Source organism: Chromobacterium sp. (genome assembly GCF_041912965.1).
Lineage (GTDB): Bacteria > Pseudomonadota > Gammaproteobacteria > Burkholderiales > Chromobacteriaceae > Chromobacterium > Chromobacterium aquaticum.
In genome coordinates this window covers 25,994-49,771 of record NZ_JAYSGF010000026.1, presented here as the reverse complement: position 1 = coordinate 49,771, position 23,778 = coordinate 25,994, and the positions used below count along the sequence as shown (strand labels likewise).

Here is a 23,778-nt window from a genome sequence, read left to right as displayed (position 1 = left end):
AGGCGCTGGCTTATGCCTGCCTTGCGGCGCTTTACTGCTCCGGCTGCCCGGTCATGGAAAACACGCGCCGGAATTCCTTCAGCCGCGGCTGGTCTTGGAACAGATCGTCCGGGTAATAGGCGATGTGGCGCGCGCCCAGGGTGTTGAGTTCGCGCACGGTGGCCGCCATTTCCGCGGTGGGAATCGGCTTGCGCACACGCCAGTCGGTGGCTTGCAGTTCGAACACGGTTTTCTCCAGCGCGCCGGGCTTGGCCGCCACCTTGTCGAACAAGCGCCGCATCCAGGCCTTGGGATCGGTGGCGTTTTCCATATAGGGCATGGCCATCACCGCCACCCGGTCATAGTAGCGCAGCGCGCTGTCGAAGGACTGAGCGAACCAGGCTTCCGATTCAGGATTCAGCACCACTTCCGCGTACAGATTGCGCGCGGTGCGCAGCGCCGGCTGATAGCGGCGCACCACGGCGGCCAGTTCCAGACTGAAATCGTCCAGCAGTTCGGTCTTGCCACGGGTCCAGCGCTCCATTTGCGCCGGATCGGCGCGCACATCGGCCACCTTGGCGGCCAGGCCCTGGCTTAGGCGCGCCCGCTCCGCCGCCGGCCCGGCGTCTTCGAAATCGGACAGGGTGGCGTCGTCGTGGAACAGCAGGCCGTTGAAACGCGAGCTGCGCGCCAGGTCTTCATAAAGGTCGCGGATCAGCTGGCGCGCCGGCTGCGAATACGGACTCAGGCGCGCATAGCCTTGCTGCTTGAGCTGGCCGCCGGCGCTCAACGCCAGCACCTTCTCCTTGGCCAGCGGATGGCCGGCCGGCAAGGCGAAGCCCAGCAGCGGCATCCAGGCGTAGACCCTGACATTGGCCCGGGTCTGCAATTGCCAGGCGGCGCGGTTGAACAGATCGGAACGCATCGGCAGATGGCGGTTGGGGAAATACAGCGCCCGCGCCACGCCGTCGCCGTCCGGATCGGCGAAGGCTTGCAGATAGACGGTAGACGCGCCCATGGCCTTGACCCGGTCCAGCAGCCGGCCCAGGTTTTCGTCCTGGCGCTTGGGGTTGGGGTCATAGATATAGTCGAGGTCCACGTGCATGATGCGGCTGGGCTCGGGGCGTATGCCTTCCGGCCAGCCGTTCAGCTGTTTGAACTGATAGGCCAGGTCGGCCAGGTTCATATTGGCGTCCAGCAGCACGCGCCGCAGCGAGGACAGCGCGGTGCCGCGGCCGTTGATGCCGGCGTCCAGGCTCATGGTCACCGGCATGCCTTCCTGCTCCGCCACCCGCGCCGCTTCCAGGGAGTAACTGCCATAGGGCCATACCATGGCGCGCGGCGCCTGGCCCAGCTGCGCCTTGAGCAGCGCGCTGTTGCGGCGCAGATCGTCGCGGATGCGCGCCAGATAGGCCGGTTCGCTTTCATAGCCGTTGGCGCGGAAAACGCGCGTGGTCAGCGCCGGTTCCATATTGCCCTGCGGATTGGCTTGCAGGCCCAGGTGGGAGGCGTAGCTGTGGCTGGCCACTTCCACCAGTCCGCTGTCGCGCATTTCGCGGATCTGCGCCCAGCTCAGGAATTTGTCGCGCGGCGCCACGCCATCACCATAGCTGACTTGGCGCCCTTCCGGCACTTGCAGCCAGCTGCCCACCAGCGCGATCAGCGCCGGCGCCTTGAACAACTTCAACACCGGATAGACATTGGTGTAGACGCTGCGATAGCCGTCGTCGAAGGTCAGCAGCACCGCCTTGTCCGGCAGCGGCTTGCCGCCGGCGCGATCATCCAGCACTTGCTGCAGGCTGACAAAGCTATAGCCCTGCCCCCGCATCCATTCCATCTGCCGCACCAGCGAGCGGGCATCCACCGCGAACGGGTCGGACGCGGCCTCATCGGTCTTGCCCACTTCGTGGTAACACAGAATGATCAATTGGCCGGCGGCGGCCAGCGCGCCGCCGCTCCACAGCAGGCATGCCAGCAGCAGCGCCGCCAGCCATCGTATCGTTTTCATCAGAAGCGCCAATCCAGATTGAGATAAACCTTGTTGCCGATGTCCGGCTTGCCATCATAGGGATGGCGCACCCGGGTAAAGCCGTAACGCAGGCTGCCGCGGGTGTTCCAGCGCCATTCCTGCTCCAGCAGCAAGCCCCAGACCCCGCCGCTGCCGTAATCCCGCTGCGTGTAGCGGCCCAGCGTCAGGCCCAGGCGTTGATGCCAGGTGTTGTCGTAATCGCCCCACAGCTTCCATTCCTGCAACGCGGTCACCGAGGCCTCGCCGTCGGCGCGCGGGTTGAAGTAGCGGGCGGACGCCACGCTGTCGTTGCCGCTGGCGGCCAGGCTCAGGATGGTGTTGAGCTTGTAGCGCGGCCCGCTGATCCAGCGTTCCTCCCAGTTGGCGGACGCGGCGCGGCGCAGATTGCCGTCGGACAGCGACAAGGTTTCCGCCTGCAGGCCGTAGCTGCGGTAGTCGTCGGCGCGGTATTGCAGGCTCAATTGCGCCTTGTTGCCGCGCACATCGTCGAGACGGCCTTTCAAGGGCGCGTCGGCGCTGTTCAGTTCAAAGCGCGCGCCCAACGTCCAGTAATCGTCCGGCGTCCAGTCATAGCCGGCGAAGCCGCCTGCGCGGCGGCCGCCGGCGATCTGGCCGGTAAAGCCGAATTCGCCGCTGCCGCGCTCGTCACGCCATTGCGCGCCCATGCCCAGCACTTCGAAACGCGAGGCCATCGCCGCGTCCACATAGCTGGCGCGCTGGATCTGGTGCAGGCCGAACAGCCGCCAGTGGCCGAACGGCGAGGAATACAGCCGTTCCGACGATTCCCAGGCGTTCTGCTCGCCGGCGCCCTGGCCACCGCTCAAGTCGCGGCCGGCGTCCACCACCAACTCCGGCCGGCGCTCATTGCGCGCGCGCTGGCGCAGTTGGCGCGTTTCGCCGGTATCGACATCGAGTTCGCGCAGCTTTTCCAGCTGGCGATCGGCGCGATCGAACTCGAACACATCCATCGCCGCGGCGGCCTGGCCGGCGGCCACTTCGGCGCGCTGGTCGGGCTCGTCCACCTTCAAGCGCGTGAACATGCCCCGCGCCTGGCGCGGCCAGCCGCGCAGCAGCGCCAGGCTGCCCTGGTTCTGGCGCAGTTCGGTATTGAACGGCGCCTCGTCCAGCAGCGCGTTCAGTTGCCGCCAGCCGGTGCGGGTGTCGTCCTGGTAGGCGTTCACCATCGCTTCCAGCAAGGCCACGCGCTGGAAATCCGGATTGAACACGCGCCGGCCGGAGGCCTGGTCGGTCTTCAGCCTGGGCGTGTCCGCGCGCAGGGCCGCCAGTTCTTGGCGGCAGGCCGCGTACTGTCCGGATTCCAGCAAGGCGTATACCAGGCCGATGCGCCAATCCAGCGCCTCGTCCACCCGCGGCGCGTCCCGCAGCGCCGAGCGGTATAGCTCGGCCGCGCGCCGCGGCTGGCGCAGATTCAAATAAGCATCCGCCAGCGCGGCGCGCGCGTATGGCGACCAAGCCCGGCCGGCGCGCTCTTGGTCCAGCGCGATCGCCTGCTGCGACCAGCCGCGCTGTTGCAGCATTTGCACGCGATCATCGACGGCCAGGTCGGCAAACGACGTGCCGGCGACGCCGGCGCGCGCCGCCAACGCCCGGTTCAAATCCAGCGCGGCCTCGGTCTGCGCATGGCGACCCGGCCCGCTGTCCTGGTTTTCCTGGATGCGGCCCCAGCGGCTCAGCGTCGCCGCGCGGTCGAAATCGATCTGCAACGCCTGCCGTGTGTCGTCCGCGGCCAAGCCGGCGGCCTCTCTGGGCGCGCCCAGGCGCAGCAAGCAGCCCAGATAGCTGCGTTCCAGTTCCGCATCGCCGGGGAAATGCTCGCGGGCGCGGATCAGATAATCCAGCGCCCGGGTCAGATCGCCGGCTTGCAGCAGCACATAGGCGCGCGCGCGCGTCAGTTCCAGTTCATCCGCCGGCGTGCCCGCCGGCGCCGCGTCCAAGGTGGCCAGCGCCTCGGCGCCATGCCCGGCTTCGGACTGGGCCATCGCCAGTCCGGCGCGGTAGCCGGCGGATGGCTGGCGCGCCAGCAACAGCCTGTACAGCCGCTCGGCCGTCGCCGTTTCGCGCAGGTCGCGCGCGGCGCGCGCCAGCCGCGTCAAGGTATCCAAGGACATTTCGGTCTCGTGGCCCGGCAGCAGCCGCAAGGCCTCGGCGCCGCGGCCGCTCCAGCACAGCAGGGTCAGATAATCGTCCAGCAAGGGCGCCGGCAGCGGTCCGCGCGCGCGTTCCCGCTCCAGCAGCGCCAACGCCGGCGCGGTCTGCCCCGCCCGGGCCTGGACGATGGCCGCCGAGTACTCCGGCTGTTTCCACAGCGGAAGCTCCGCCCCCGCCGCGCCGCCGGCCAGCAACAAACCAGCCGCCAGGCTGGCGAATAGATTTCGCGTCATGCGTGATCCGTATTGGCAACTGCCAACATCAAGTTACAAGTGGTTTAAGAAATAGTATAAGCCACTCAATTAGATAGCAAATCATTTTTCTATTTAAATTAATAATTTTAAATACTTTACCGAGCAGCCCGAGCCTAAGCCATCTACTCTTTTGGCATAGTTCACTATAGCCGGCGTCATCGCATCTGCCGGCGCGCCTGCCCCTGCCAATGTCGTCAAAATAAAATACGTTTGACTTATAATACGCATAACGTATTATCTAGGTAAGGCGGCCGCCTCCATCGTCACCCTCCACTTAAGGAAGCAAACTAATGGCTATCGAAGTATTGGAATTGCACCATCATGGCTTGCGCATGCCTCTGAGCCTGGTTGAGGCCATGGGCGCGTTTTATCGCGACGTGCTGGGCCTGGACGCCGACGCCGGCCGCTGGCACATCCCCGGGGTGCCCGGGTTTTTCCTGGACCTGGGCAACGACTGCCAGATCCATCTGCTGGGCAACGACGGCGTGTCGCCGTACGCGCAGGGCGCGGATCAGGATCCGGTGGACAATCATGTGGCGCTGGCGGTGCGGGACATCGCCCAGGCGGAGACGGAATTGCTGCGGCAAGGCATCGCCCACTGGCGGCAAGCCAACGTCGCCGCGCCGGAATTGACGCAGTTGTTCCTGCGCGACCCGGCCGGACACCTGATAGAGCTGCACCAGATCGGCCATTGCCGCTGCAAGGCCAGTGACCGCGCCCGCGCGGACGCCTTGGCGGCGGCCGGCGCGCAGGCCAGCCCACCAGCGCCTAACTGACGCTCAATCCGTTTTCAAGCGCGTCCACAGCTTGGCGAGCAAGGGTCGTAGCACCGCGCATTCGCTGTCGTCCAGCGCCGCGGTCAAGCGCTGACAGGCGCGCCAGAAACCGGGCAGCGCCTGCTGCAGCAAGGCGCTGCCGGCCTCGGTCAGATAGAGTTCCAGGCTGCGGCGGTCCTCGTCGCGCAATTGCCGCTGCAGCAGGCCGCGCCGTTCCAGCCAGTCCAGCTGGCCGGTGACGGTGGAACGGGTCACGCCCAGATAATCGGCTATCGCCGACGGCGTCAGCGCCCCGCCCTGCCACCAGCCCATCTCTCGCAGCGAGAACAACATCAGCACGCTCAACTTGGTCTCGGTGATCTCGTGCGTGCGCAAGTCCGCGTTCACCGCGCTCAGCACATCGTCCCCCAGCCACAGCAGCAGCAAGCCCAAGCCGGCGCGGTTCTGGTCCACGTCGGCGCCGGCGCTGTGGGCCAGCAAGTGCAGGTGCGGGACGATGGCCGGCTCCAGCGAATTAGCGGAGGTTTCGGGCAAGACGGCGGGGGTATCGGTATCAGCTGGCATCGGCGACGGCAAAAACGGCAAGGGAAATCAAACCCGCGTCAGGCGGCTAGCCGGCGGGCGCGGACACATGGGGCGGAACGGCACGGCAAACCGGCTCAATACAAGGCCGCCCCGCCTGCCGGCTATCATAGAGACAGAAGCCGACACGGGCAAATCCGTCCCCGGCGCCTGGCCGGCATCCGCGCGCGCGGCTAGCCAACGACGGATCGCCCGGTTCAAGCGGCGCGAATCTGGCCGATCCGTAGCCGCGCCTATCATGACGAATCTCTTTTCTACAGCACTGTCCGGACTTTCGTCATTGCCCTGCTGGGTTCAACAATGGAAAGCCGCCGCTCACGGCGCAGGCTGCCAGGCGGATTTGCTGGCCGCTTTTTTGAAAATCTCGCGGTTGCGGTCCGAGGCCGGCGGCTCGGAATCGCCGAAGATCGCGCGCATCCAGTGACCGTCGGTGGGATTGGGCATCAGGATGAATTTTCGGCCGAACAAGTCGCGGTCCTCCTCCATCAGCCGCGCGCGCTCGTCCACATCCTTCACATAGTATTTGCGTTGGAAATCGTTGAGGTTGTCGCCCAACATCGCCACCACATTGTATTGGGCGGCGATTTCCTGCTGCCGAGGCTCCTTGTTGGAGCTGTCGCGCAGAATGGTCACGTGTTTTGCGTCGACGAAGGGAAAACCGGCGGCTCGCAGATTGCCCAGCGCGTATTCATAGGTCTTGTCGCCCTGGTCGCGGCTGCTGACGTAGAACACCTCCACGCCCTGGGATTGGGCGTAGTTGAAGAAATCCAGCGCGCCGGGCGTGGCGGTCAGCTTGTTTTCCGGAATCCATTTGTCCCAGATCGCGTCATCGAAGAAATCCCGGTCCTGCTGGATCAGATAGCCCCAGTAATTGACGGCGTTGAGCACGGTGTCGTCGATATCGGTGATCACGGCCAGCGGCTTGTCGCCGGGCTTGCGCACGGCCAACGCCTGATCCAGCCGCATCCGCGCCAGGTTGAAAGCCTGATGGTAGAGCGCGCGGTATTCCGCCGCGGTCTGCTTCCAGGCCACCGCGGCGATCAGCAGATTGTTGCCGCCGTTGCCGGATGGGCCGTTGCGATTGTCGGCCTCGGCGGCCTGCGCGCCGTGTCCCACGCTGAGCGCACACAGGGTGGCGATGGCCGCGCGGCTGAGCTTGTTCATGCAGATCTCCTTTGTCGTTTGGTCTTGTCCAGGTTCCAGTCATGCCGGAACCTGGACAATCTACCCTGAGACGACCTGGCTTTGAACCTGTTTATGATCTCGCGAGCCAAGGCGAGACATTTTCAACGCCGTATCGCCGACGCGCAGCAGATCGTACTCAGGTTCTTAAAAGCGCAGCTCGGTGGCCAACATATAACTGCGGCCGCGCGCCGTGCTATTGGGCGATTCGTAAGACGACTGCGACGGAATCGAATTCAAGGTATTCAGCGGCTCGGAGTAGCTGCGGTTGGCCAGGTTGCGCACGCCGGCGCGGATCAGCCATTGCTTGTTGACGCGGTAGCTGGCGTACAGATCGATGATCACCGGATTGGCCTTCTGCTCTTCCTTGAGATAGGCGCCGGTATTGTCATCCTGCAACTGGTCCGGCGACAGCCGGCGGTTGGCGCCGTCGCGCTTGAACAAGGCGCCCACTTCCAGCTCGCGCTCCAGCCAGCGGCTGCCCAGGTCCAGCGTGTAGTACTCGTCCGGTAGTTCGCTGACATTGCCGGCGGCGAACATGCCGCTGGCGAAGGAGGTCGGCTGACTGGTGTGCTCGCGGCTGTAAGACAAGCGCGCGTAGACGAAACCGGCGTCGTAGTCCGCCTCCAGCTCGAAACCGCGGGTGCGCACCGGGGTTGGCGAGTTGGTGTAGATGGTCATGCCGTCGTTGTAGTCGTCCGAGCTATTGGACCAAAACTCGTCCAGCGTGCACTTGCGTCCGCCCTTGCACACATTGAAGGCCTGGCTGGAGATGTAATCGGCGATGCGGCTGCGGTAGAACAGCGCCTTGGTGCGCAGGGTGTCGCGCTCGCTGAGCAGGCCGTGGAACATCGACGTCACGCCCAATTGGTAGGTTTCGGCGCGTTCGCTTTTCAGGAAGGGGTTCATCGACTGGCCGCCGGAATTGGCGAAGAAGACCTCCTGCGGATTCGGCCCGCGCATGGTGCGCGCATAGCTGGCGAAGGGCTGGAACCAGGGTTTGATTTCGGCGGACAGCAAGAGCGAGGGGTTGAGCGCGCTTTCTTCCAGCTTGATGTCGGCCGCGCCTTGCGGGAAGCATTCCACGCGCGGATCGCAGGCCGGCTTGTGGCCGCTGAGCGCGAAGCGGCTGTAGTTGAGGTCGGCCTGCAGCGTGTAAATGCCGTGGCGGAACTCCAGGCCGGTGAACAGGCTGCGGATTTCCTGGCGGCCGGCCGGCGCGAACACATTGTTCTCTATCGCCTGCTGATTGGCGTCCGGATTGTCGACGCTGTTTTCCACCGCGCTGTTCACCTTGCGGGTGAAGCGGTTGCGCATCCACTTGCCGCCGACGCTCAGCGTGGCGTCGCCGCCGGCCAGGCGGAAGCGGCTATTGTTGCGCGCCTCCAGCGCGTCGCCGATATTATCGGTGCTGCTGTTGTAAAAGGTGAACAGCGAACCGCGCTGATAGGCCTGGCGGCCGCGGCCGTGGCTGGCCAGCACGGAAAGGTCCAGCCATTCCGAATGCGGGGTGTAGTTGTACTTCAGGTAGAAGTCGTCGCTCTGGATATCGCGGCGCACGAAGTTGTTGCGGTAGCGTCGGGCCGACAGTTCCGCCTCGTGAGCGTCGCCCACGCGCAGATTGGCCTTGAACATCTGCGACTGCGGATTCTGGGTGAAGTGCTCATCGTAGCCGAAACCGAAAGCCGCGCTGTCCGCGCCCTGGGCATTGCGGTAATTGCCGCCTATCGAGCTGCTGCTGACCGCGCCCAGCAGGCCTAAGCGCACGCCGGGAGCCAGATCCGTCCGCGCCGCGCCGGCCGCCATGCCGCTGCGGCCCAGGCCGTTGCTGCCCACGCTGTACTTCAGGCGCGCGCCCTGCCGCTTGCCGTCGAAGATCACATCGTCCACGCCCAGGGTGCGGAAGTTGGCGCTGCCGGCCAAGGCGTTGACGCCGCTGGCGCCGCCGCCGGTGCCGCGGTTGACGTCGACGCCGACGATGAAGTTGGGATCGATCAGCGCGCCGAAGGCGCTGGACGGCGTTTCACCGTGGCTGAGCGAGGACGGCGCCGAGCCGTAATAGTTCTGGCTGACGCCGTCTATCATGGTGTTGACCCGGCCCAGGCCGCTCAGGCCGCGGATATTGACGCTGACCGCGCCCTGGCCGGGATCGATCTGGGTATAGGTGCCGGGAATCCCGCGCAGGATGCTGTCCAGCGACTGCAGCCTGGTGTTTTCGCCGCGGCTGCTGACCGCGCCGGGCTTCTCCAGCGCGCGCTGTTCCTCGCTCAGCGCGTCTCCTGACACCACCAAGGGTTTGAACTCAACATTCCCCTGTCCGGCGACGCTTTCCATCGCGCTCGCCGGAGCGGCTGCCACCGCCAGCGCGGCGCCGACCAGCCGGACCATCATTTTCTTTTTCACAAGCAAACTCTCCACAGTGATCGCCGTCCGCCGCGTCAGGCGCGAAAACGGACGGCTTGGAACAGGAGAGGCGCGGCTTAGACGGCCAGGCTTGGGGCGGGATGGGCATGATGAAGGGCTCCAGCCCGCCGCCGGCGCGGCCGGCGGCGGGCATCAACACTAGGTTCCGGCTTCGGCCGCGGGCGGGGACGGCGGTTCGGCGTCCACCGTCAGCAAGAAGGCGTAATCGCGCGCCGCCGCCTCCAGCCGGTTCAAGCGGCCTGACTGGCCGCGATGGCCTGCGCTCATGTCGGTGAACAGCAGCAGGCGCTGGCCCGGCCATTGCCGCTCGCGCAGCTTGGCCACCCATTTGGCCGGCTCCCAGTACGGCACCTGGCCGTCGTGCAAGCCGGCGCTGACCAGCAGATGCGGGTAGCGCCACGCGGCCACATTGTCATAGGGGCTGTAAGCCTTGATCCAGCGATAGGCGTCGGCTCGCTCCGGATTGCCCCACTCCCCGTATTCGCCGGTGGTCAGCGGCAGCGTCGGATCCTGCATGGTGGAGAGCACGTCGACGAAGGGCACTTGCGCCACCACCGCGCGGAACAACTCCGGCGCCTGGTTCATCGCCGCGGCCACCAGCAGGCCGCCGGCGCTGCCGCCCATCGCGTACAAGCGGCCGGGCGCGGCATAGCCCTGGCGCAGCAGACCGCGTCCGGCGTCGACGAAGTCGTTGAAGCTGTTGCTCTTGCGTTCCAGCTTGCCCTGGCGGTGCCAGTCCTCGCCCAGCTCGCCGCCGCCGCGCACGTGGACGATGGCGAACACGAAACCGCGATCCAGCAGGCTGAGCTGCTGGCTGCCGAAGGCGGCGTCCATGCTGGTGCCGTAAGCGCCATAGCCATAGGCCAGCAAGGGATTGCGGCCTTTGCGGAACAAGGCTTTGCGGTAGACCAAGGACACCGGCGCGCGCGCGCCGTCGCGCATCGTCAGCCAGACCCGCTCGCTGCGATACTCCCCGGCCCGATAGCCGGCGATGGCCTTGCGCTGCAACAGACGGCTGCCGCCGCCGGCCATGTCCCATTCATAGGTGGAGGTCGGCGTGCTCATCGAGGAATAGCCGTAACGCAGACGGCCGCTGTCCGGGTCCGGGTTATGGGCCAGCCAGGCGCGGTAGCTTGGGTCCGGGAAAGCCAGGCTGCGCTCGCCGCCGCCCTGCCAGGCGATGCGGCGGATGCGGGTCAGCCCGTCCACACGCTCCTTGACCACCAGGTAGCGGCGAAACAGCTGGAAGCTGTCCAGCTCGCGCTTGGGGTCAGGCGCCAGCACCGTCTCCCAGTCCGCGCCCGGCGCCGCCGCGCGGTACAGGCCGAAGCGGCCGCCCGCGTGGTTGGAGCGCAGGTAGAAGCGGTCGCGGTAGTGATCCAGATAGTATTCGCGGCCCGGCTGGCGCGCAGCGAAACGCCGCGGCGGCGCATCCGGCGCATGCGCGTCCAGCAGCCAGGTTTCCGAGCTGTCGGCGCTGCTGGCGATCAACTGCAGATAACGGCGCGAGACGGTATTGGACAGGTTCAGCGAGAAGGCTTCGTCGTCCTCCTGGTAAACCAGCGCGTCCCGGCTCTGCGGCTGGCCGGGGCGATGGCGGTAGAGCTGGTAGGGGCGCAGGGTTTGCGGGTGCAGCTTGATGTAGAACAGGCTCTCGCCGTCTGTGCTCCATTGCAGGCTGCCGGACGCCTGCTCCAGCGTTTCCGGCAACCAGCGGCCGCTGGACAGATCGCGCAGCGACAGCCGCGAGGCGCCGCGCGCGCCCAGGTCTTCCGCCGCCGCCAGCATCGGCCGGCCGGCGGCCACGCTCCAGGCGCCCAAACGGTAGTAGCGTTGGCCGGCGGCGCGCTCGGTCCCGTCCAGCAGCAATTGCCAGCGGCCGCCGGCGGCGGGCTGACGCTCCAGCCGCGGCTGCTGACTACCCGACGCATAGCTTTCGCGATAGCGCCAGCCGCCGTCGACAAAGGGCGGCGAGCTGTCGCGCTCGCCGATGCGCGCCCGCATCTCGGCCAACAGCGCGCGACGCAACGGCGCGGCGGCCGCCAACTGGGCCTCGGCATAGCGGTTTTCCGCTTCCAGATGGGCCAGCACTTCCGGCCGGCTGCGGCTATCGTCGCGCAGCCAGGCGTAGTCGTCGACGCGCACATCGCCGTGCGCCTCCAGCCGCTGCGGCCGGCGTTCGGCCTGCGGTGCCTCGGCCGCGGACGCCGCCGGCGCGAGCGCCAGCAAGACGCCGGCCAGCGCCACGGCGGACAGATGGGAATTCAACTTCATGCGAACCTCGATTCAGGATGCGCGCCGCCGGCGGCGACGCGGAAAACCGGATGGATAGGCGCTACTGGGCGGGAGCGGAACCGGGCTTAAGATTCATTCAGCTCGAAACGCATCGGCAGACTGACGCTGACCCGGCCGCCCTTGAGCAGATCCGCCGGCGGCGCCGGCAAGGGCTGGGCGCGCTGCAACATGGCGGCGGCCTCGCGGTCCAGCGAGGCGGTGCCGGAGCCGGCCAATTGCTGGCTGGACAAGACCCGGCCGTCGGCGTCGACGATGAAGCTCATCCTCACCACTCCATCGCGGCGGCGCCGGCTGGCGTCTTCCGGATAGCGGCGGAAGCGGGCCAGATGGCTTTGCACCCGTCCCTCCCAGCTCAGCTTCAGCGCGCGCGCCGCGCCCTCGCTATTGAACGGCGCGGCGGTGACATCGCCGGCGTCGGCGCGCGGCGCGGCGCTGCTGCTGGCGGACGCGGATGGCGAGGCCTGCTCGCTATCCCGCTCTTCCGCCTTGTCCGCCGGCCGATCCCGGCTTTGCCGCGCCGCCAACAGGCGCGGCGCTTCCGCCTCGGCCAGCTTGGGCAGCGGCTCCGGACGACGCGCGGCCTTGGGCCGGCTGGCCGCGGCGGCCAGGCTTTGCCGCACGCCACTCGGCAATGGCCGATTGCTGGGTGCGGCGCTGACCTCGGCCGCCCACAGCTGCATCACCGCGGCCGGCGCCGCCGGAGCGGGCGCCGGCTCGGCCACGGACAGATACAGACGCAGCGCCAGCAGTGGCGCGCCCAAAACCAACAGCGAGGCATTGCCCCAGCTGGCCAAGGGCAGCGGCGGCCTTTCCAATGCGGCCGCCATCTCAATCACCCTCGCGGGCGACCAGGCCCACGCTCAGATAGCCGGCCTCGCGCAAGGCGTCCATCACCGCCATCACGTCTTCATAGCGCGCCTGGCGGTCGGCCTGGAAAAACAGCGGCGTGTCGCGACGGCCGCCGCTGTCGCGGTCCAGCCGCGCGGCCAGCTCCGTCAGCGTCACCGCTTGCTTGCCCAGTTGCAGCGAGCGGTCCTGATTCATCGACAGGTAGAGCGGCTTGTCCGGCCGCGGCTGCTGGCGCGCGCTGGAGGCCGGCAGCTCAATCCGGGTATCCACCGTGGACAGCGGCGCCACCACCATGAAGATGATCAGCAGCACCAGCATCACGTCGATGAAGGGCGTGACGTTGATATCGGACAGCTCCGCCAGCTCCTCGTCCTGACTGCTGGGAAACCCGCCGGCCATTCAAGCGGTCCCCGCGCGGACGTCCAGTTCCCGACTGAGCAGTAGCAGCGCCAGGCCGGCCGCCTGCTGGCTGCGGCCCTTGTGCCGCGCCAGCGCGCGGCTGAACAGGTTGTAGATCACCACGGCGGGAATGGCGGCCACCAGGCCGATGGCGGTGGCGAGCAAGGCCTCGGCGATGCCCGGCGCCACGGTGGCCAAGGAGCTGCTGCCGCTGCGGGCGATGCCGACGAAGCTGTTCATGATGCCCCACACCGTGCCGAACAAGCCGACGAAGGGCGCCACCGCGCCTATGGTGGCCAGCAAGCCGATGCCGGCGGCCAAGCGCCGCCCACGCTCCGCCTGCCATTGCTCCAGCCGGAAGCCCGCCCGCGCCTGCACGCTGTCGCGCGGCGCGCTGGCCGCGGACAAGCGCAGCTCGGCCTCGGTTTCCGCCAGCAGGCTGCGCGTCAGCGCATGCGCCGGCAAAGCGCCGCAGCCCACGCGGGCGTCGGCCAGCGTCGCGGCGCCACCCAGCAGCGTCAGCGCGCGGCCGGTTTCACGGCCGGCGCGCCACAGTTCCGCGCCCTTGACCAGCAGCACCACCCAGCAGGCCAGCGCCGCCATCAGCAGGCCCAGGATCACGCTCTTGACGACAGGATCGGCGGCGCGGTACATGCCCAGCGCGCTCAGGTCGGCCGGCAGGGGCGCGCCGGTCCCCGCCAGCGCCGTCAGCGGCCAGCACGCGCCTGCCAGCGCGCAGCCCACCGCCGCTCGTTTCATGGTGTTCATCATCGGAAATCCAAGCGAAAGTCTATTTGTTCGAGTTGAGAATGTTATACGTAATGAGAATCATTATCAATATATTGCCGCAGCGCAAAGACCAGGGTCAAGGCCGGGCCGGCGCGACGAACCAGGCGTAATCGCCCTGGCGCGCGTCCAGCTTCATGCCCTCCTCCGCCAGAATCAGCACCCGCAGCGGCGCTTGCGGCTGCAAGTCGCGCACATGCAGTGGCACGCCGATGTCGGCGGCGGCATGGTAAGCGCCAGCAATCAGCAAGGCCGGCGCCGGCGCGGCCAGCAGCCGTTCCGCCATGCGTCGGTCCCGCGCCTGCTGCACCGCCAGCATCGAAGCCAGATGTTCGGCCTTGACCTCCCCGCCGTGCTCCTCGCGGATCAATTCGCTCAGCTTGGCACGCACTTCCGGCCGCGTGGACGCCTGGCCCGGCAATTGCACCTGACTGCGGTACACCGCCTGCATCTCGTTTCTATCCAGATTGGCCGCCAGCAAGGGGTAAGGCGCGCGCAGCAAATGCTCGGCCAGCTTGCCGTACAGCGGCCACGGCCAGCCCGGCTGCCAGTCCACCGCCTGCGCCAGCGCCTCGCCGGACCAGGATTGGCCGGCGCGCAGCCCGGCCTGCGCCTGTTCCACCTTGGCCTGCTGCGACGGGGTCAGCATCTCCAGCAGCACGCTGCCCTGCGGCCGCCGCGCCGCCAGCTCCGTCGCCAGCCAGCGCTCGATGCGGTGGTGCTCGCGGTTATCGTGCTTCTCCCCCACCAATAGCCGCGGCGTGTCCGCCAATTGCCGCAGCAGTTGCGCCGGCTGCAGCGTCGCGCCGCTGCGCAAGTCCACGATGCGGCCGGGCGGATCGCCGGCCGGCTCGGTTTCGGGCGCCAGCGCGGCACAGCCGCTCAATAGCGCGATAAGCAGCAGTTTCCAGATCGACTTCATAGCGATTTCCTCTCGCAACGGCGCGCTTCAGGCGCAAAAACCAGCATTCTAATTAATAATGATTCTTATTATCAATAGTGACGACTGTAATGCCATGCTGATACAATAGCCGCTGTTTACAATTTCCCCTTGAAACTAGACGACCGGTCTAGTAGACTTCAGCCCATGTCACGACCCAAGCAGTTTTCAGACACCCGCGAACACCTGCTCGCCACCGGCGAAGCCATCATCCTCGGCAAAAGCTTCTCCGCCGTGGGACTGGCGGAAATCCTCGGCACCGCCGGGGTGCCCAAGGGTTCGTTCTACCATTACTTCCGCAGCAAGGAAGGCTATGGAGTGGAGCTGCTGCGCCGCTACTTCGAGACTTACGACGGCAGGCTGGTGCAGTTTCTGTCCAAGGACGCCGGCAGCGCGCGCGATTGCCTGCTGCATTACTTCGACGGCTGGCTGGAAACCCATCGCTGTGACGAGCCGCAGCGCTGTTGCCTGGCGGTGAAGCTAGCCGCCGAGGTGTCCGACTTGTCCGAGCCGATGCGCGAAGCACTGGCCGAGGGCATGAGCTTCGTGGTGCGCAACCTGGCCGCGTGCATCCGCCGCGGTCAGCAGGAAGGCTCGCTGGTGCCGGACCTGCTCCCGGACGAAACCGCCAGCGCGCTGTACAGCCTGTGGGTGGGCAGCGCGCTGCTGTTCAAAACCCAACATTCGCGCGCGCCGCTGCTGGCGGCGATGGCGCACACGCAACAGATCTTGCGCGCTCCGTAAACAAGACGGAACCGCGCCGCATACACCCCGCTCCCCGGAGCGGGTTATTTTGAAGCAATAACTAGACGACTGGTCTACTTTAAGGAGCGCCGAGCATGAACTCGACACTGCAACTGATGCGGGAACACCGCAGCGTGCGCAGCTACCAGGACAAGCCCATCCCGACCGAGGTGCTGGACGCGGTGCTGGACGCCGCCTGGAAAAGCCCCACCTCCATCAATGGCCAGCAAGTATCGCTGGTGGTGGTACAGGACCTGGAGCGTCGCCGGAAAATCGCCGAGATCGCCGGCGGCCAGCCGTGGATCGCCCAGGCGCCGGTCTTCGTCGCCATCGTCCCGGACTTTTACAAGACCCGCATCGGCGTGGAAAAGGCCGGCGACGAGCAAGTGATACACAATAGCGTGGAAGCCTTCGCCGTCGGCGCGGTGGACGCCGGCATCGCGCTGGGCAACATCATGACCGCGGCCCGTTCCGCCGGCCTCAGCGTGGTGCCCATCGGCGGCATCCGCCGCGACCCGCAGGCCATGGTGGAACTGCTGGAGCTGCCGGAACTGACCTTCCCGCTGGTGGGCGTGGTGCTGGGCTACGCCGATCAGGACAGCACGATCAAACCGCGGCTGCCGCGCGCCAGCTTCGTGCACCGCGAACGCTACCAGGCGGCGGCACTGCCGGCTATGATCGCGCAATACGATGCCGCCATCATGGACTACTGGCAGACCATCCAGCGCGCCGACGGCCAGCCCTGGTCCGTCAACACCGCGCAGTACTACCGCCAGGTGTATTTCCCGCAGGTCGCGCCGGTGGCGCGCAAACAGGGCTTCGGCTTCGATCAGTGATCGCGCCCGCCCGTTTTATTCGCAATGAGCCAAGGAAACCGCAATGCAAGCTGACAAACTGTTCACCCCGCTGCGCGTAGGCGCCGTGACCCTGAAAAACCGCGTGGCGATGGCGCCGCTGACCCGGCTGCGCAACACCGAACCGGGCGACGTGCCCACCGCGCTGGCGGAAACCTATTACGCCCAGCGTGCCGGCGCCGGCCTGATCGTGGCCGAAGGCACCCATATCTCCCCCACCGCCAAGGGCTATGCCGGCGCGCCCGGCATCTACAGCGAGGCGCAAGTGGAAGCCTGGAGCAAGGTCAACGCCGCGGTGCACGCCAAGGGCGGCCTGACCGCGCTGCAACTGTGGCACACCGGCCGCATTTCTCACCGTTCCTTGCAGCCGGACGGCGAAGCGCCGGTGGCGCCGTCGGCGATCCAGGCGGACAGCCGCACCAATATCCGCGCCGCCGACGGCAGCCTGGTGCGCGAGCAGTGCGACACCCCGCGCGCGCTGGAAGTATCCGAGCTGGCCGACATCCTGGAAGACTACCGCCGCGCCACCGACAACGCGCGCCGCGCCGGCTTCGACCTGGTGGAAATCCATGGCGCCCACGGCTATCTGCTGGACCAGTTCCTGTCGCCGCAGGCCAATGTCCGCACCGATGCATACGGCGGCAGCGTGGCCAATCGCGCGCGCTTCCTGCTGGAAGTGGTGGACGCGGTGGTGGCGGAATGGGACGCCGAGCACGTGGGCATCCGCATCTCGCCGCTGGGCGTCTTCAACGGCATCAGCAATACCGATCAGCTGGAGATGGCGCTCTATCTGGCCGAGGAGCTGGCCAAGCGCAAATTGGCCTTCCTGCACATCTCGGAACCGGACTGGGCCGGCGGCCCGGTGCTGGACGAGAGCTTCCGCCAGGCGCTGCGCCAGCGTTATCCGGGCGTGATCATAGGCGCCGGCGCCTATACCGCGGAAAAAGCGGAAACCCTGATCCGCCAAGGCTATATCGACGCCGCCGCCTTCGGCCGCAGCTATATCGCCAACCCGGACCTGGCCGAGCGCCTGCAAAGCGGCGCGCCGCTGAACCCGCCGGACCCGGCGACCTTCTACGGCGGCGACGCTCACGGTTATACCGACTACCCGGCGCTGAACAGCTAAGCTCACCGCCAGGCACGCGGCGCGTCTCCCCACGGGAACGCGCCGCTTTTTCATCGCCGCATCCATCCGGGCTTGCCGGCAGGCTATTTGCCGCCCAGCGCCGATACCGGCCGCGTAAGCGAGCATTGACGGGCGTTTGCGCCCAGACTGCGCCTTGACCGGTCCATCGCCGGCTGTGCACAATCGCTGCCGTGCCGTTCCTCGCGGCACCGGACTTGGCCGTCCGACAAACTACACTGCGATCACGCGCTTGACCTTTGCGCCGGGATCGCTGCACTCGTGCGCGCTCACAATGGCGGGCCGGGTGGGGACACCCTCGCGGGTGTGCCGGAGTCGTGTAGTCCGGTCGGCCAACCCTGTTCGGTCTGCCACCTCTGCTTGGCCGCGGAGGTGGCGATGAAAAACCGCTACACGGAGGAGATCATGTCGATCACAACCCCATCCCGCCGCCATTACCGCCCGGACCCGGACCCCGTGCCCCGCGCGGAGCTGCCCTTCGCCGCCAGCGCGCCCAACCGCCGCGGCTTCCATTGCTGGCAAGTGCCGCCCACGGACGACCGCCACGCCGCGCGCCTGCTGGGCCGCGAGTTCGCCGGACATTTCATCAAGTATCTGCAGGACAACCCCGGTTGCGGAGCCCATACCCTGCTGGGCCAGATCGCCGCCGACATCGACTTCAGCGACGACAGCGCCGCCAGCGGTTATTGGGAAGGCTTCTTCAACACCCTGGGGCAAGTGCTGACGATGACCACCTCGCTGCTGGACGTGTTCGACTACATCGACCGCCTCAACGCCCAGGAAGCCGCCCGCGCGCGGCAGCGCAAGGCCGCGGCCTCGGTTTGATCGCCGCGGCGCGCATGAAAAAAGGAAGCCCGCGGGCTTCCTTTTTTGATCCTGCTTCCGGCTGGCGGAATCAGTTGCGGCCGCAGCAGGCCTTGTACTTCTTGCCGCTGCCGCACGGGCAGGCATCGTTGCGGCCCACTTTGTCGCCTTCGCGGCGCACGGTGCTGGGCGCCTGCGCCTTGGCGCGCCAGTAGGTATGAACCGCGCCCAGCGCTTCCAGCAGCTCTTCCTTGTAGCCTTCCACTTCCTCGTCGCTGAAGGTCAGCAGGTCTTCGCCGTCTTCCTGCTCGAAAGCGCCGCCCAACACCAGCATCGGCATCATCAGGCTTTCGAAGCCCTCGTCCTCGTCGGCCACTTCGAACCAATCGGTGTCCACCACGTCCAGCGCGTAGAGGAAGGCGTTGGCCCACGGCCAGTAATCCGGCTCGTCGCTGTCGCTGTCGTCTTCCGCGTACAGGATCAGGTCCAGCTCATCGCCGGCCGCCAGCGCGGCGGCGGTGGCGTCGTACAGCTTCTGCAGCAGGGTTTTCAGTTCCGCCGCGTCGTCCGCGTTCTCGAAGGCCGGCGCGTCGCCCAGCACTTCCTCCAGCCAGAAATCGGCGTCCACCGCGTCCGGACCGCACGCCAGCGCGGCGAAAAAGCCCTGCACTTCGTCCGGGCGCATGGTGCTGCCGCTGGCGGACAAGGGGGTCAGCAGGTTTTCCAGACGCAGCAGATCGGCGTCGTTGAATACGGTAGTCATGATGGATTCCTCAGCTTAAAGATCAGTCTGGCGGCATTGTAAGCCAAAAAGCCCCGGCGAGCCGGGGCTTTTGCGCCCATTGTTTGAGACGGGTCAGGCGGTTTTGCCGTCCGCCAGCCCCAGCTTCTGCTTCATTTTCTCGCGCATCACGAACTTCTGGATCTTGCCGGTGATGGTCATCGGGAAACTATCGACGAATTCGATGTAGCGCGGAATCTTGTAATGCGCGATCTGCCCCTGGCAAAAAGCACGGATATCGTCGGCATCGGCGCTTTCGCCGTCGCGCAGCCGGATCCACGCGCACAACTCCTCGCCGAAGCGCTCGTCCGGCACCCCGATCACCTGCACGTCCTGAATCTTGGGGTGGCGGTAGAGAAACTCCTCCACCTCGCGCGGATAGATGTTCTCGCCACCGCGGATCACCATGTCCTTGACCCGGCCGACGATGTTGACATAGCCGTCCGCGTCCATCTCCGCCAGATCGCCGGTGCGCATCCAGCCGGCGACGTCTATCGCCTCCGCGGTCTTGGCCGGGTCGCCCCAATAACCGGGCATCACCGAATAACCGCGCGTGCACAATTCGCCGCTCTGGCCGCGCGGCACGATGCGGCCTTCCACGTCCACGATCTTCACTTCCACATGCGGATGAATGCGTCCCACCGTGGCCACGCGCTTGTCCAGCGGCGTGTCGGTGGCACTCTGGAAGCTGAGCGGGCTGGTTTCGGTCATGCCGTAGCCTATGGTCACCTGACTCATATTGAGCTGGCTGGTCACCCGCTTCATCACCTCGATCGGACACGGGCTGCCGGCCATGATGCCGGTGCGCAGCGTGGACACGTCGTAATCTGAGAAGTCCGGCCGGTCCAGCACCGAGATGAACATCGTCGGCACCCCGTGCAGGCCGGTGCAGCCCTCCTCCTGCACTGTGCGCAGCACCTCCTGCGCGTCGAAGCTCTCCGCCGGAAACACCATGGTCGCGCCGTGGCTCAGGCACAGCAAGGTGCCCAGCACCATGCCGAAGCAATGGTAGAGCGGCACCGGGATGCACAGCCTGTCGTCCGGGCCGAAAGCCATCGCCGCGCCGGCGAAGTATGCGTTGTTCAGAATGTTGTGATGGCTGAGGGTGGCGCCCTTGGGGCTGCCGGTGGTGCCGGAGGTGAACTGGATATTGATCACGTCGTCGAACTGCAGCGTCTCGCCCAGCTCTTGCAGGCCCTGCTTTTCCTCGGCCGACGGCGCCGCCATCAGATCGGCGAAGTTGAGCATGCCCGGCGTGCGCTGCTGCCCCAGACGGATGACGATTTCCAGCTGCGGCATGGCCGCGGACTTGAGCCGGCCCGGCTCGCTGGCGGCCAGCTCCGGCAGCAGATCGGCCGCCATCGCCAGGTAATCGCTGCTCTTGAAACTGGGCGACAGAATCAATGCGCGGCAACCCACCTTGCTCAGCGCGTACTCCAGCTCGGAGCGGCGATAGGCCGGGTTGATATTGACCATGATCAGGCCGGCCTTGGCGGTGGCGAACTGGGTCAACACCCATTCCGCGTTGTTCTGCGACCAGATGCCGATGCGGTCGCCGGGCTTGAGCCCCAGCTGGATCAGCCCGCAAGCCAGCCGCTCCACCTGTTCGTGCAATTCCTCGTAACTCCAGCGTATCTGCTGGTGGCGCACCACCAGCGCTTCACGGCGGGCGTGCTCGCGGCAGGTCTGGTCGAACAACTGGCCTATGGTCTGGCCGATCAAGGGCTGCGGGCTGGCGCCGTGGACATAGCTGGGCAAGGTCATCGAATCTCTCTCTCCTGGTGGACGGTACGCATTGCTGTTGTTTTTTTCATTCATCCCACAAGTTGACGATTACGTAAACGTAAATCATGCTAGGGCTGAGAACGCGTTAAAAAAAAGCTACAATCGCCGCTTGCCCTGGAACACACCATGACCGAACCCGAATTCTTCAGCATCTCCGACCTGGCGCGCGACTTCGACGTCACCCTGCGCACCATCCGCTTCTACGAGGAACAGGGCCTGATAGAACCGCAGCGCGACGGCCGCCAGCGGGTATTCAACCGCCGCGACCGCGCCCGGCTCAAGCTGATCCTGCGCGGCAAGCGCATTGGCCTGTCCTTGTCCGACATCCGCGAAATCCTGGACCTGTACGAGCAGGCCCACGACGAGGCCAGCCAGTCGCAAAAACTGCTGGACCTGGTGCTGGAACGCCGCCGCCTGCTGGAAGAACAGCGCCGCGACATCGACGCCGTACTGGAAGAAATCACCCGCCTGGAAAACCACTGCCGCGCGGTGCTGGCGCAGCCGCCGGCCGCGCGCAGCGCCTGAGAACCTGTTCGATCTGCTGCGCGTCGTGGAGCCTTACACGGTGAGTACGCCTTCAAAATGCTCATGTACCACGCGTACATTCCGCTTTCTCAGCTGTTTTCGCCTTGTCTCGCCTTGTCTCGCCTTAGCTCGCGAGATCGTAAACACGTTCCGATCGCGGCGAAGCGGCTCAAAGTCCCGCCTGCGTGAATGCGGCGGACATTGAGCTGGCTCTCAAAATCAGTCCACGATCAAGCAGGCCATCAAGCCCACACCATCACCTCGGCCACCGGCCGACGCGGCTTCTGCGGCCAATTGCCGGCCGCCGCCCGCCCCACCGTCACCAACATCACCGGCAACTCGTCCGCGCCCAGGCCAAACTCCCGCGCCACCGCGGCCGCGTCGAAACCGCCCATCGCGCAACTGGCCAGGCCGCGCTCCTCCGCCGCCAGCAGCAAGACCATCGTCGCCAATGAGGCGGAACGGATCGCCTCGTCGCGCTGCGCGCGCGTGTCGTCCCGGTGGGCGTTCTCCGCCGCGCGCAGCCAGCTGTCGCTGACCTCCGACGGCAGAATGCCGGCGTCCACCGCCGGCCGCAGCGACGCCTCCAGCCCGCGATGCGCGTTCAAGGTGCCGCAGCAGATGAAGGTCACCGCCGCGTCCGCCACTTTTTGCTGGCCGTAGCTGGCCGCCTGCAAACGACGCTTGGCCTCGGCGCTGCGCACCGCGACGAACTTCCAGTTCTGCAAATGGTAGGCCGACGGCGCGCGGGTGGCGGCGTTCAGCAACTGCTCGATCTCCGCGTCCGCCAACACATGGGAGGGATCGAAGTGATTGGCCGACACACGCTGCTCCAGCAGGGTTTGCAAAGCGCTCTTCATGAACAGACTCCTTATCTGATTGCTGCTGATTGATTCCATTACCGCTCAAGACCGCGCGCGCGCCGCGCCGGCCATGATCTGCTTCTCCGCCGGCGGCGGCGCGGCCATGCTGCGCTGCACCGCCAGCACGCTGGCCAGCACCGTGGCCAGGCCCGCCAGCTGCAAGGGCCCCAAGGCCTGCCCCAGCAGCAGCCAGCCCAACAGCACCGCCGTCAGCGGGCTGAGCAGGCCCAGCGAGGACACCGCCACCGGCGACAGCCGCGCCAGCCCGCGAAACCACAATAAATAGGCCAGCAAGGCGCCGAACAGGCAGAGATAGCCGTACCCCAGCCACTGCGTCGCGCCCAGCGCCGGCAAGGCCGGGTCCAGCGCCCCGGCCAGCGGCGCCAGCATTAGCCCGCCCAGGGCCAGTTGCCAGCCGGTCAAGGCGGCGAGCGGCGCGCTCGGCCGCCAGCGCCGGGTCAGATAAGTGCCGCTGGCCATCGCCACCGCGCCGCCCAGCGCCGCCAACATGCCGACGCCGTCCCAGACCGCGCCCGGCGACAACAGCAAGGCCGCCATGCCCGCCACCCCGGCGATGCCGGCCCAGGCGGCCACTCGCGCCGGGCGGCGGCCGTCCAGCCCCCAGGCCAGGCCCATCACCAGCAGCGGCTGGGTGGCGCCCAGCACCGCGGCCAGGCCGCCCGGCAAGCGATAGGCGGCCACGAACAACAGCGCCTGGAACACACCGATGTTCAAGGCGGACAAGACCAGCAGACGGCCCCACTCGCCGCGCCGCGGCAGGTGGCGGCTGGCCAGGATCAACAACAAGCCGGCCGGCAACACCCGCAGCAAGGCGGCGGTGAACGGCCGGTCCGGCGGCAGCAGCTGGGTGGTGACGATATAGGTGGAGCCCCAGATCGCCGGAGCCAGCGCGGTCAACAACACATCGCTCCAACGGGAGGCCATCAGGCGCGCAGACATGGGCATTCCTTTCGCAATCGCTTATAATCGCATCGAAAACTGACTTGAATTCAAGATAACATTACCTTGAATTCAAGACAAATAAAATCTTGAATTCAAGATAAAGGAATGCGCATGACGCAACAGAACGCCGGCGACGCCGTGGACGCCATCCTGGCGCAATGGCACCGGGAACGGCCGGACCTGGACGTGGCGCCGATGGGCTTGATCGGCCGGCTGCGCCGCTGCTCCGTGCTGCTGCAGCACAGGCTGGACGCCACTTTCGAGCAATTCGGGCTCAGCGGCTGGGAGTTCGACGTGCTGGCCACGCTCAGACGCGCCGGCGCGCCGCACAGCCTGGCGCCCACCGCGCTGTTCTCCTCGCTGATGATCAGCTCCGGCACCATGACCCACCGGCTGAAAGTGCTGGAAAGCAAGGGCTGGATCGAACGCGCCGCCTGCGCCGAGGACGCGCGCAGCACCCTGGTGCGCTTGACCGAGAGCGGGCTGGAACTGATAGACCGCGCCGTCACCGCCCACGTGGCCAACGAGCACGCCATCCTGTCCGGCCTCAACCAGCGCAGCCAGGACACGCTGGACCGCAAGCTGGCGGAGTTGCTGGCGGCCTTGGAGCCTCCTGCGGCATGACGCCCGCCTAATCTGCGCCCGCCTGCG

The 23,778-nt window shown here is 66.6% G+C and carries 21 protein-coding genes; 7 read left to right on the top strand and 14 right to left on the bottom strand.

The window, feature by feature from the left end; genetic code table 11:
- Positions 1 to 31: 31 nt before the first annotated feature.
- Together pgaB and pgaA are read right to left on the bottom strand one after the other, a co-directional pair.
- Positions 32 to 1,987, bottom strand: coding sequence for a poly-beta-1,6-N-acetyl-D-glucosamine N-deacetylase PgaB (gene pgaB, locus ACE3QM_RS14635; RefSeq protein WP_374422879.1), 1,956 nt, complete (start codon positions 1,985 to 1,987; stop codon positions 32 to 34).
- A complete protein-coding gene (gene pgaA / locus ACE3QM_RS14630) occupies positions 1,987 to 4,410 on the bottom strand; it encodes a poly-beta-1,6 N-acetyl-D-glucosamine export porin PgaA (protein WP_374422875.1) in 2,424 nt (807 codons plus the stop codon). The genes pgaB and pgaA overlap by 1 nt, the downstream gene beginning before the upstream one ends.
- Before the next feature lie 311 nt (positions 4,411 to 4,721).
- Here pgaA and ACE3QM_RS14625 point away from each other — a divergent pair, with 311 nt between their 5' ends.
- On the top strand, positions 4,722 to 5,207 hold the full coding sequence (locus ACE3QM_RS14625) for a VOC family protein (RefSeq protein WP_048410432.1): 486 nt from the start codon (positions 4,722 to 4,724) through the stop codon (positions 5,205 to 5,207).
- A 3-nt stretch (positions 5,208 to 5,210) separates the two neighbouring features.
- Here ACE3QM_RS14625 and ACE3QM_RS14620 read toward each other — a convergent pair whose 3' ends face one another.
- The 8 genes from ACE3QM_RS14620 to ACE3QM_RS14585 all read right to left on the bottom strand — a co-directional run bounded on the left by ACE3QM_RS14620 (position 5,211) and on the right by ACE3QM_RS14585 (position 14,646).
- Positions 5,211 to 5,771 (bottom strand): MarR family winged helix-turn-helix transcriptional regulator, encoded by a 561-nt coding sequence (locus ACE3QM_RS14620; protein ID WP_374422873.1) that lies wholly within the window; start codon positions 5,769 to 5,771, stop codon positions 5,211 to 5,213.
- Between the two features lie 333 nt (positions 5,772 to 6,104).
- Positions 6,105 to 6,953 carry a 5'-nucleotidase, lipoprotein e(P4) family gene (locus ACE3QM_RS14615; RefSeq protein WP_374422871.1) on the bottom strand — a complete coding sequence of 283 codons (849 nt, stop codon included), beginning with the start codon at positions 6,951 to 6,953 and terminating at the stop codon, positions 6,105 to 6,107.
- 165 nt (positions 6,954 to 7,118) lie between these two features.
- Positions 7,119 to 9,374: a TonB-dependent receptor domain-containing protein gene (locus ACE3QM_RS14610; RefSeq protein WP_374422869.1), complete on the bottom strand. Its 2,256-nt coding sequence runs from the start codon at positions 9,372 to 9,374 to the stop codon at positions 7,119 to 7,121.
- A gap of 159 nt (positions 9,375 to 9,533) precedes the next feature.
- Positions 9,534 to 11,669 (bottom strand): S9 family peptidase, encoded by a 2,136-nt coding sequence (locus ACE3QM_RS14605; RefSeq protein WP_374422867.1) that lies wholly within the window; start codon positions 11,667 to 11,669, stop codon positions 9,534 to 9,536.
- A gap of 86 nt (positions 11,670 to 11,755) precedes the next feature.
- A complete protein-coding gene (locus tag ACE3QM_RS14600; RefSeq protein WP_374422865.1) occupies positions 11,756 to 12,517 on the bottom strand; it encodes an energy transducer TonB in 762 nt (253 codons plus the stop codon).
- A gap of 1 nt (position 12,518) precedes the next feature.
- Positions 12,519 to 12,938: a TonB system transport protein ExbD gene (gene exbD / locus ACE3QM_RS14595; protein ID WP_374422863.1), complete on the bottom strand. Its 420-nt coding sequence runs from the start codon at positions 12,936 to 12,938 to the stop codon at positions 12,519 to 12,521.
- Complete coding sequence (exbB, locus tag ACE3QM_RS14590) at positions 12,939 to 13,706, bottom strand: tonB-system energizer ExbB (protein WP_374422861.1); 768 nt, start codon at positions 13,704 to 13,706, stop codon at positions 12,939 to 12,941.
- 97 nt (positions 13,707 to 13,803) lie between these two features.
- Complete coding sequence (locus ACE3QM_RS14585; RefSeq protein WP_374422858.1) at positions 13,804 to 14,646, bottom strand: ChaN family lipoprotein; 843 nt, start codon at positions 14,644 to 14,646, stop codon at positions 13,804 to 13,806.
- Positions 14,647 to 14,811: 165 nt separating this feature from the next.
- Here ACE3QM_RS14585 and ACE3QM_RS14580 point away from each other — a divergent pair, with 165 nt between their 5' ends.
- The 4 genes from ACE3QM_RS14580 to ACE3QM_RS14565 all read left to right on the top strand — a co-directional run bounded on the left by ACE3QM_RS14580 (position 14,812) and on the right by ACE3QM_RS14565 (position 18,231).
- A complete protein-coding gene (locus tag ACE3QM_RS14580; protein WP_374422856.1) occupies positions 14,812 to 15,408 on the top strand; it encodes a TetR/AcrR family transcriptional regulator in 597 nt (198 codons plus the stop codon).
- A gap of 95 nt (positions 15,409 to 15,503) precedes the next feature.
- Positions 15,504 to 16,244 carry an NADPH-dependent oxidoreductase gene (locus tag ACE3QM_RS14575; protein ID WP_374422853.1) on the top strand — a complete coding sequence of 247 codons (741 nt, stop codon included), beginning with the start codon at positions 15,504 to 15,506 and terminating at the stop codon, positions 16,242 to 16,244.
- A gap of 43 nt (positions 16,245 to 16,287) precedes the next feature.
- Positions 16,288 to 17,388, top strand: coding sequence for an N-ethylmaleimide reductase (gene nemA, locus ACE3QM_RS14570; RefSeq protein ID WP_231464613.1), 1,101 nt, complete (start codon positions 16,288 to 16,290; stop codon positions 17,386 to 17,388).
- 423 nt (positions 17,389 to 17,811) lie between these two features.
- Positions 17,812 to 18,231 carry a hypothetical protein gene (locus ACE3QM_RS14565; protein ID WP_231464612.1) on the top strand — a complete coding sequence of 140 codons (420 nt, stop codon included), beginning with the start codon at positions 17,812 to 17,814 and terminating at the stop codon, positions 18,229 to 18,231.
- A 70-nt stretch (positions 18,232 to 18,301) separates the two neighbouring features.
- Here the strand turns inward: ACE3QM_RS14565 and ACE3QM_RS14560 are convergent, their stop codons facing one another.
- Positions 18,302 to 18,973 (bottom strand): UPF0149 family protein, encoded by a 672-nt coding sequence (locus ACE3QM_RS14560; protein WP_048410442.1) that lies wholly within the window; start codon positions 18,971 to 18,973, stop codon positions 18,302 to 18,304.
- Positions 18,974 to 19,066: 93 nt separating this feature from the next.
- Positions 19,067 to 20,755, bottom strand: a complete 1,689-nt coding sequence (locus ACE3QM_RS14555) for an AMP-binding protein (protein WP_374422850.1) — start codon at positions 20,753 to 20,755, stop codon at positions 19,067 to 19,069.
- A 147-nt stretch (positions 20,756 to 20,902) separates the two neighbouring features.
- Between ACE3QM_RS14555 and ACE3QM_RS14550 the strand changes: the two genes are divergently transcribed.
- Positions 20,903 to 21,301, top strand: coding sequence for a MerR family DNA-binding transcriptional regulator (locus tag ACE3QM_RS14550; protein ID WP_048410444.1), 399 nt, complete (start codon positions 20,903 to 20,905; stop codon positions 21,299 to 21,301).
- 242 nt (positions 21,302 to 21,543) lie between these two features.
- On the opposite strand, the gene ACE3QM_RS14545 is transcribed toward ACE3QM_RS14550, so the two are convergent.
- Positions 21,544 to 22,161 carry a nitroreductase family protein gene (locus ACE3QM_RS14545; RefSeq protein ID WP_374422848.1) on the bottom strand — a complete coding sequence of 206 codons (618 nt, stop codon included), beginning with the start codon at positions 22,159 to 22,161 and terminating at the stop codon, positions 21,544 to 21,546.
- 45 nt (positions 22,162 to 22,206) lie between these two features.
- Positions 22,207 to 23,109 carry an EamA family transporter gene (locus tag ACE3QM_RS14540; RefSeq protein ID WP_374422908.1) on the bottom strand — a complete coding sequence of 301 codons (903 nt, stop codon included), beginning with the start codon at positions 23,107 to 23,109 and terminating at the stop codon, positions 22,207 to 22,209.
- Between the two features lie 129 nt (positions 23,110 to 23,238).
- Here ACE3QM_RS14540 and ACE3QM_RS14535 point away from each other — a divergent pair, with 129 nt between their 5' ends.
- Positions 23,239 to 23,751, top strand: coding sequence for a MarR family winged helix-turn-helix transcriptional regulator (locus ACE3QM_RS14535; protein ID WP_374422846.1), 513 nt, complete (start codon positions 23,239 to 23,241; stop codon positions 23,749 to 23,751).
- Positions 23,752 to 23,778 lie beyond the last annotated feature (27 nt).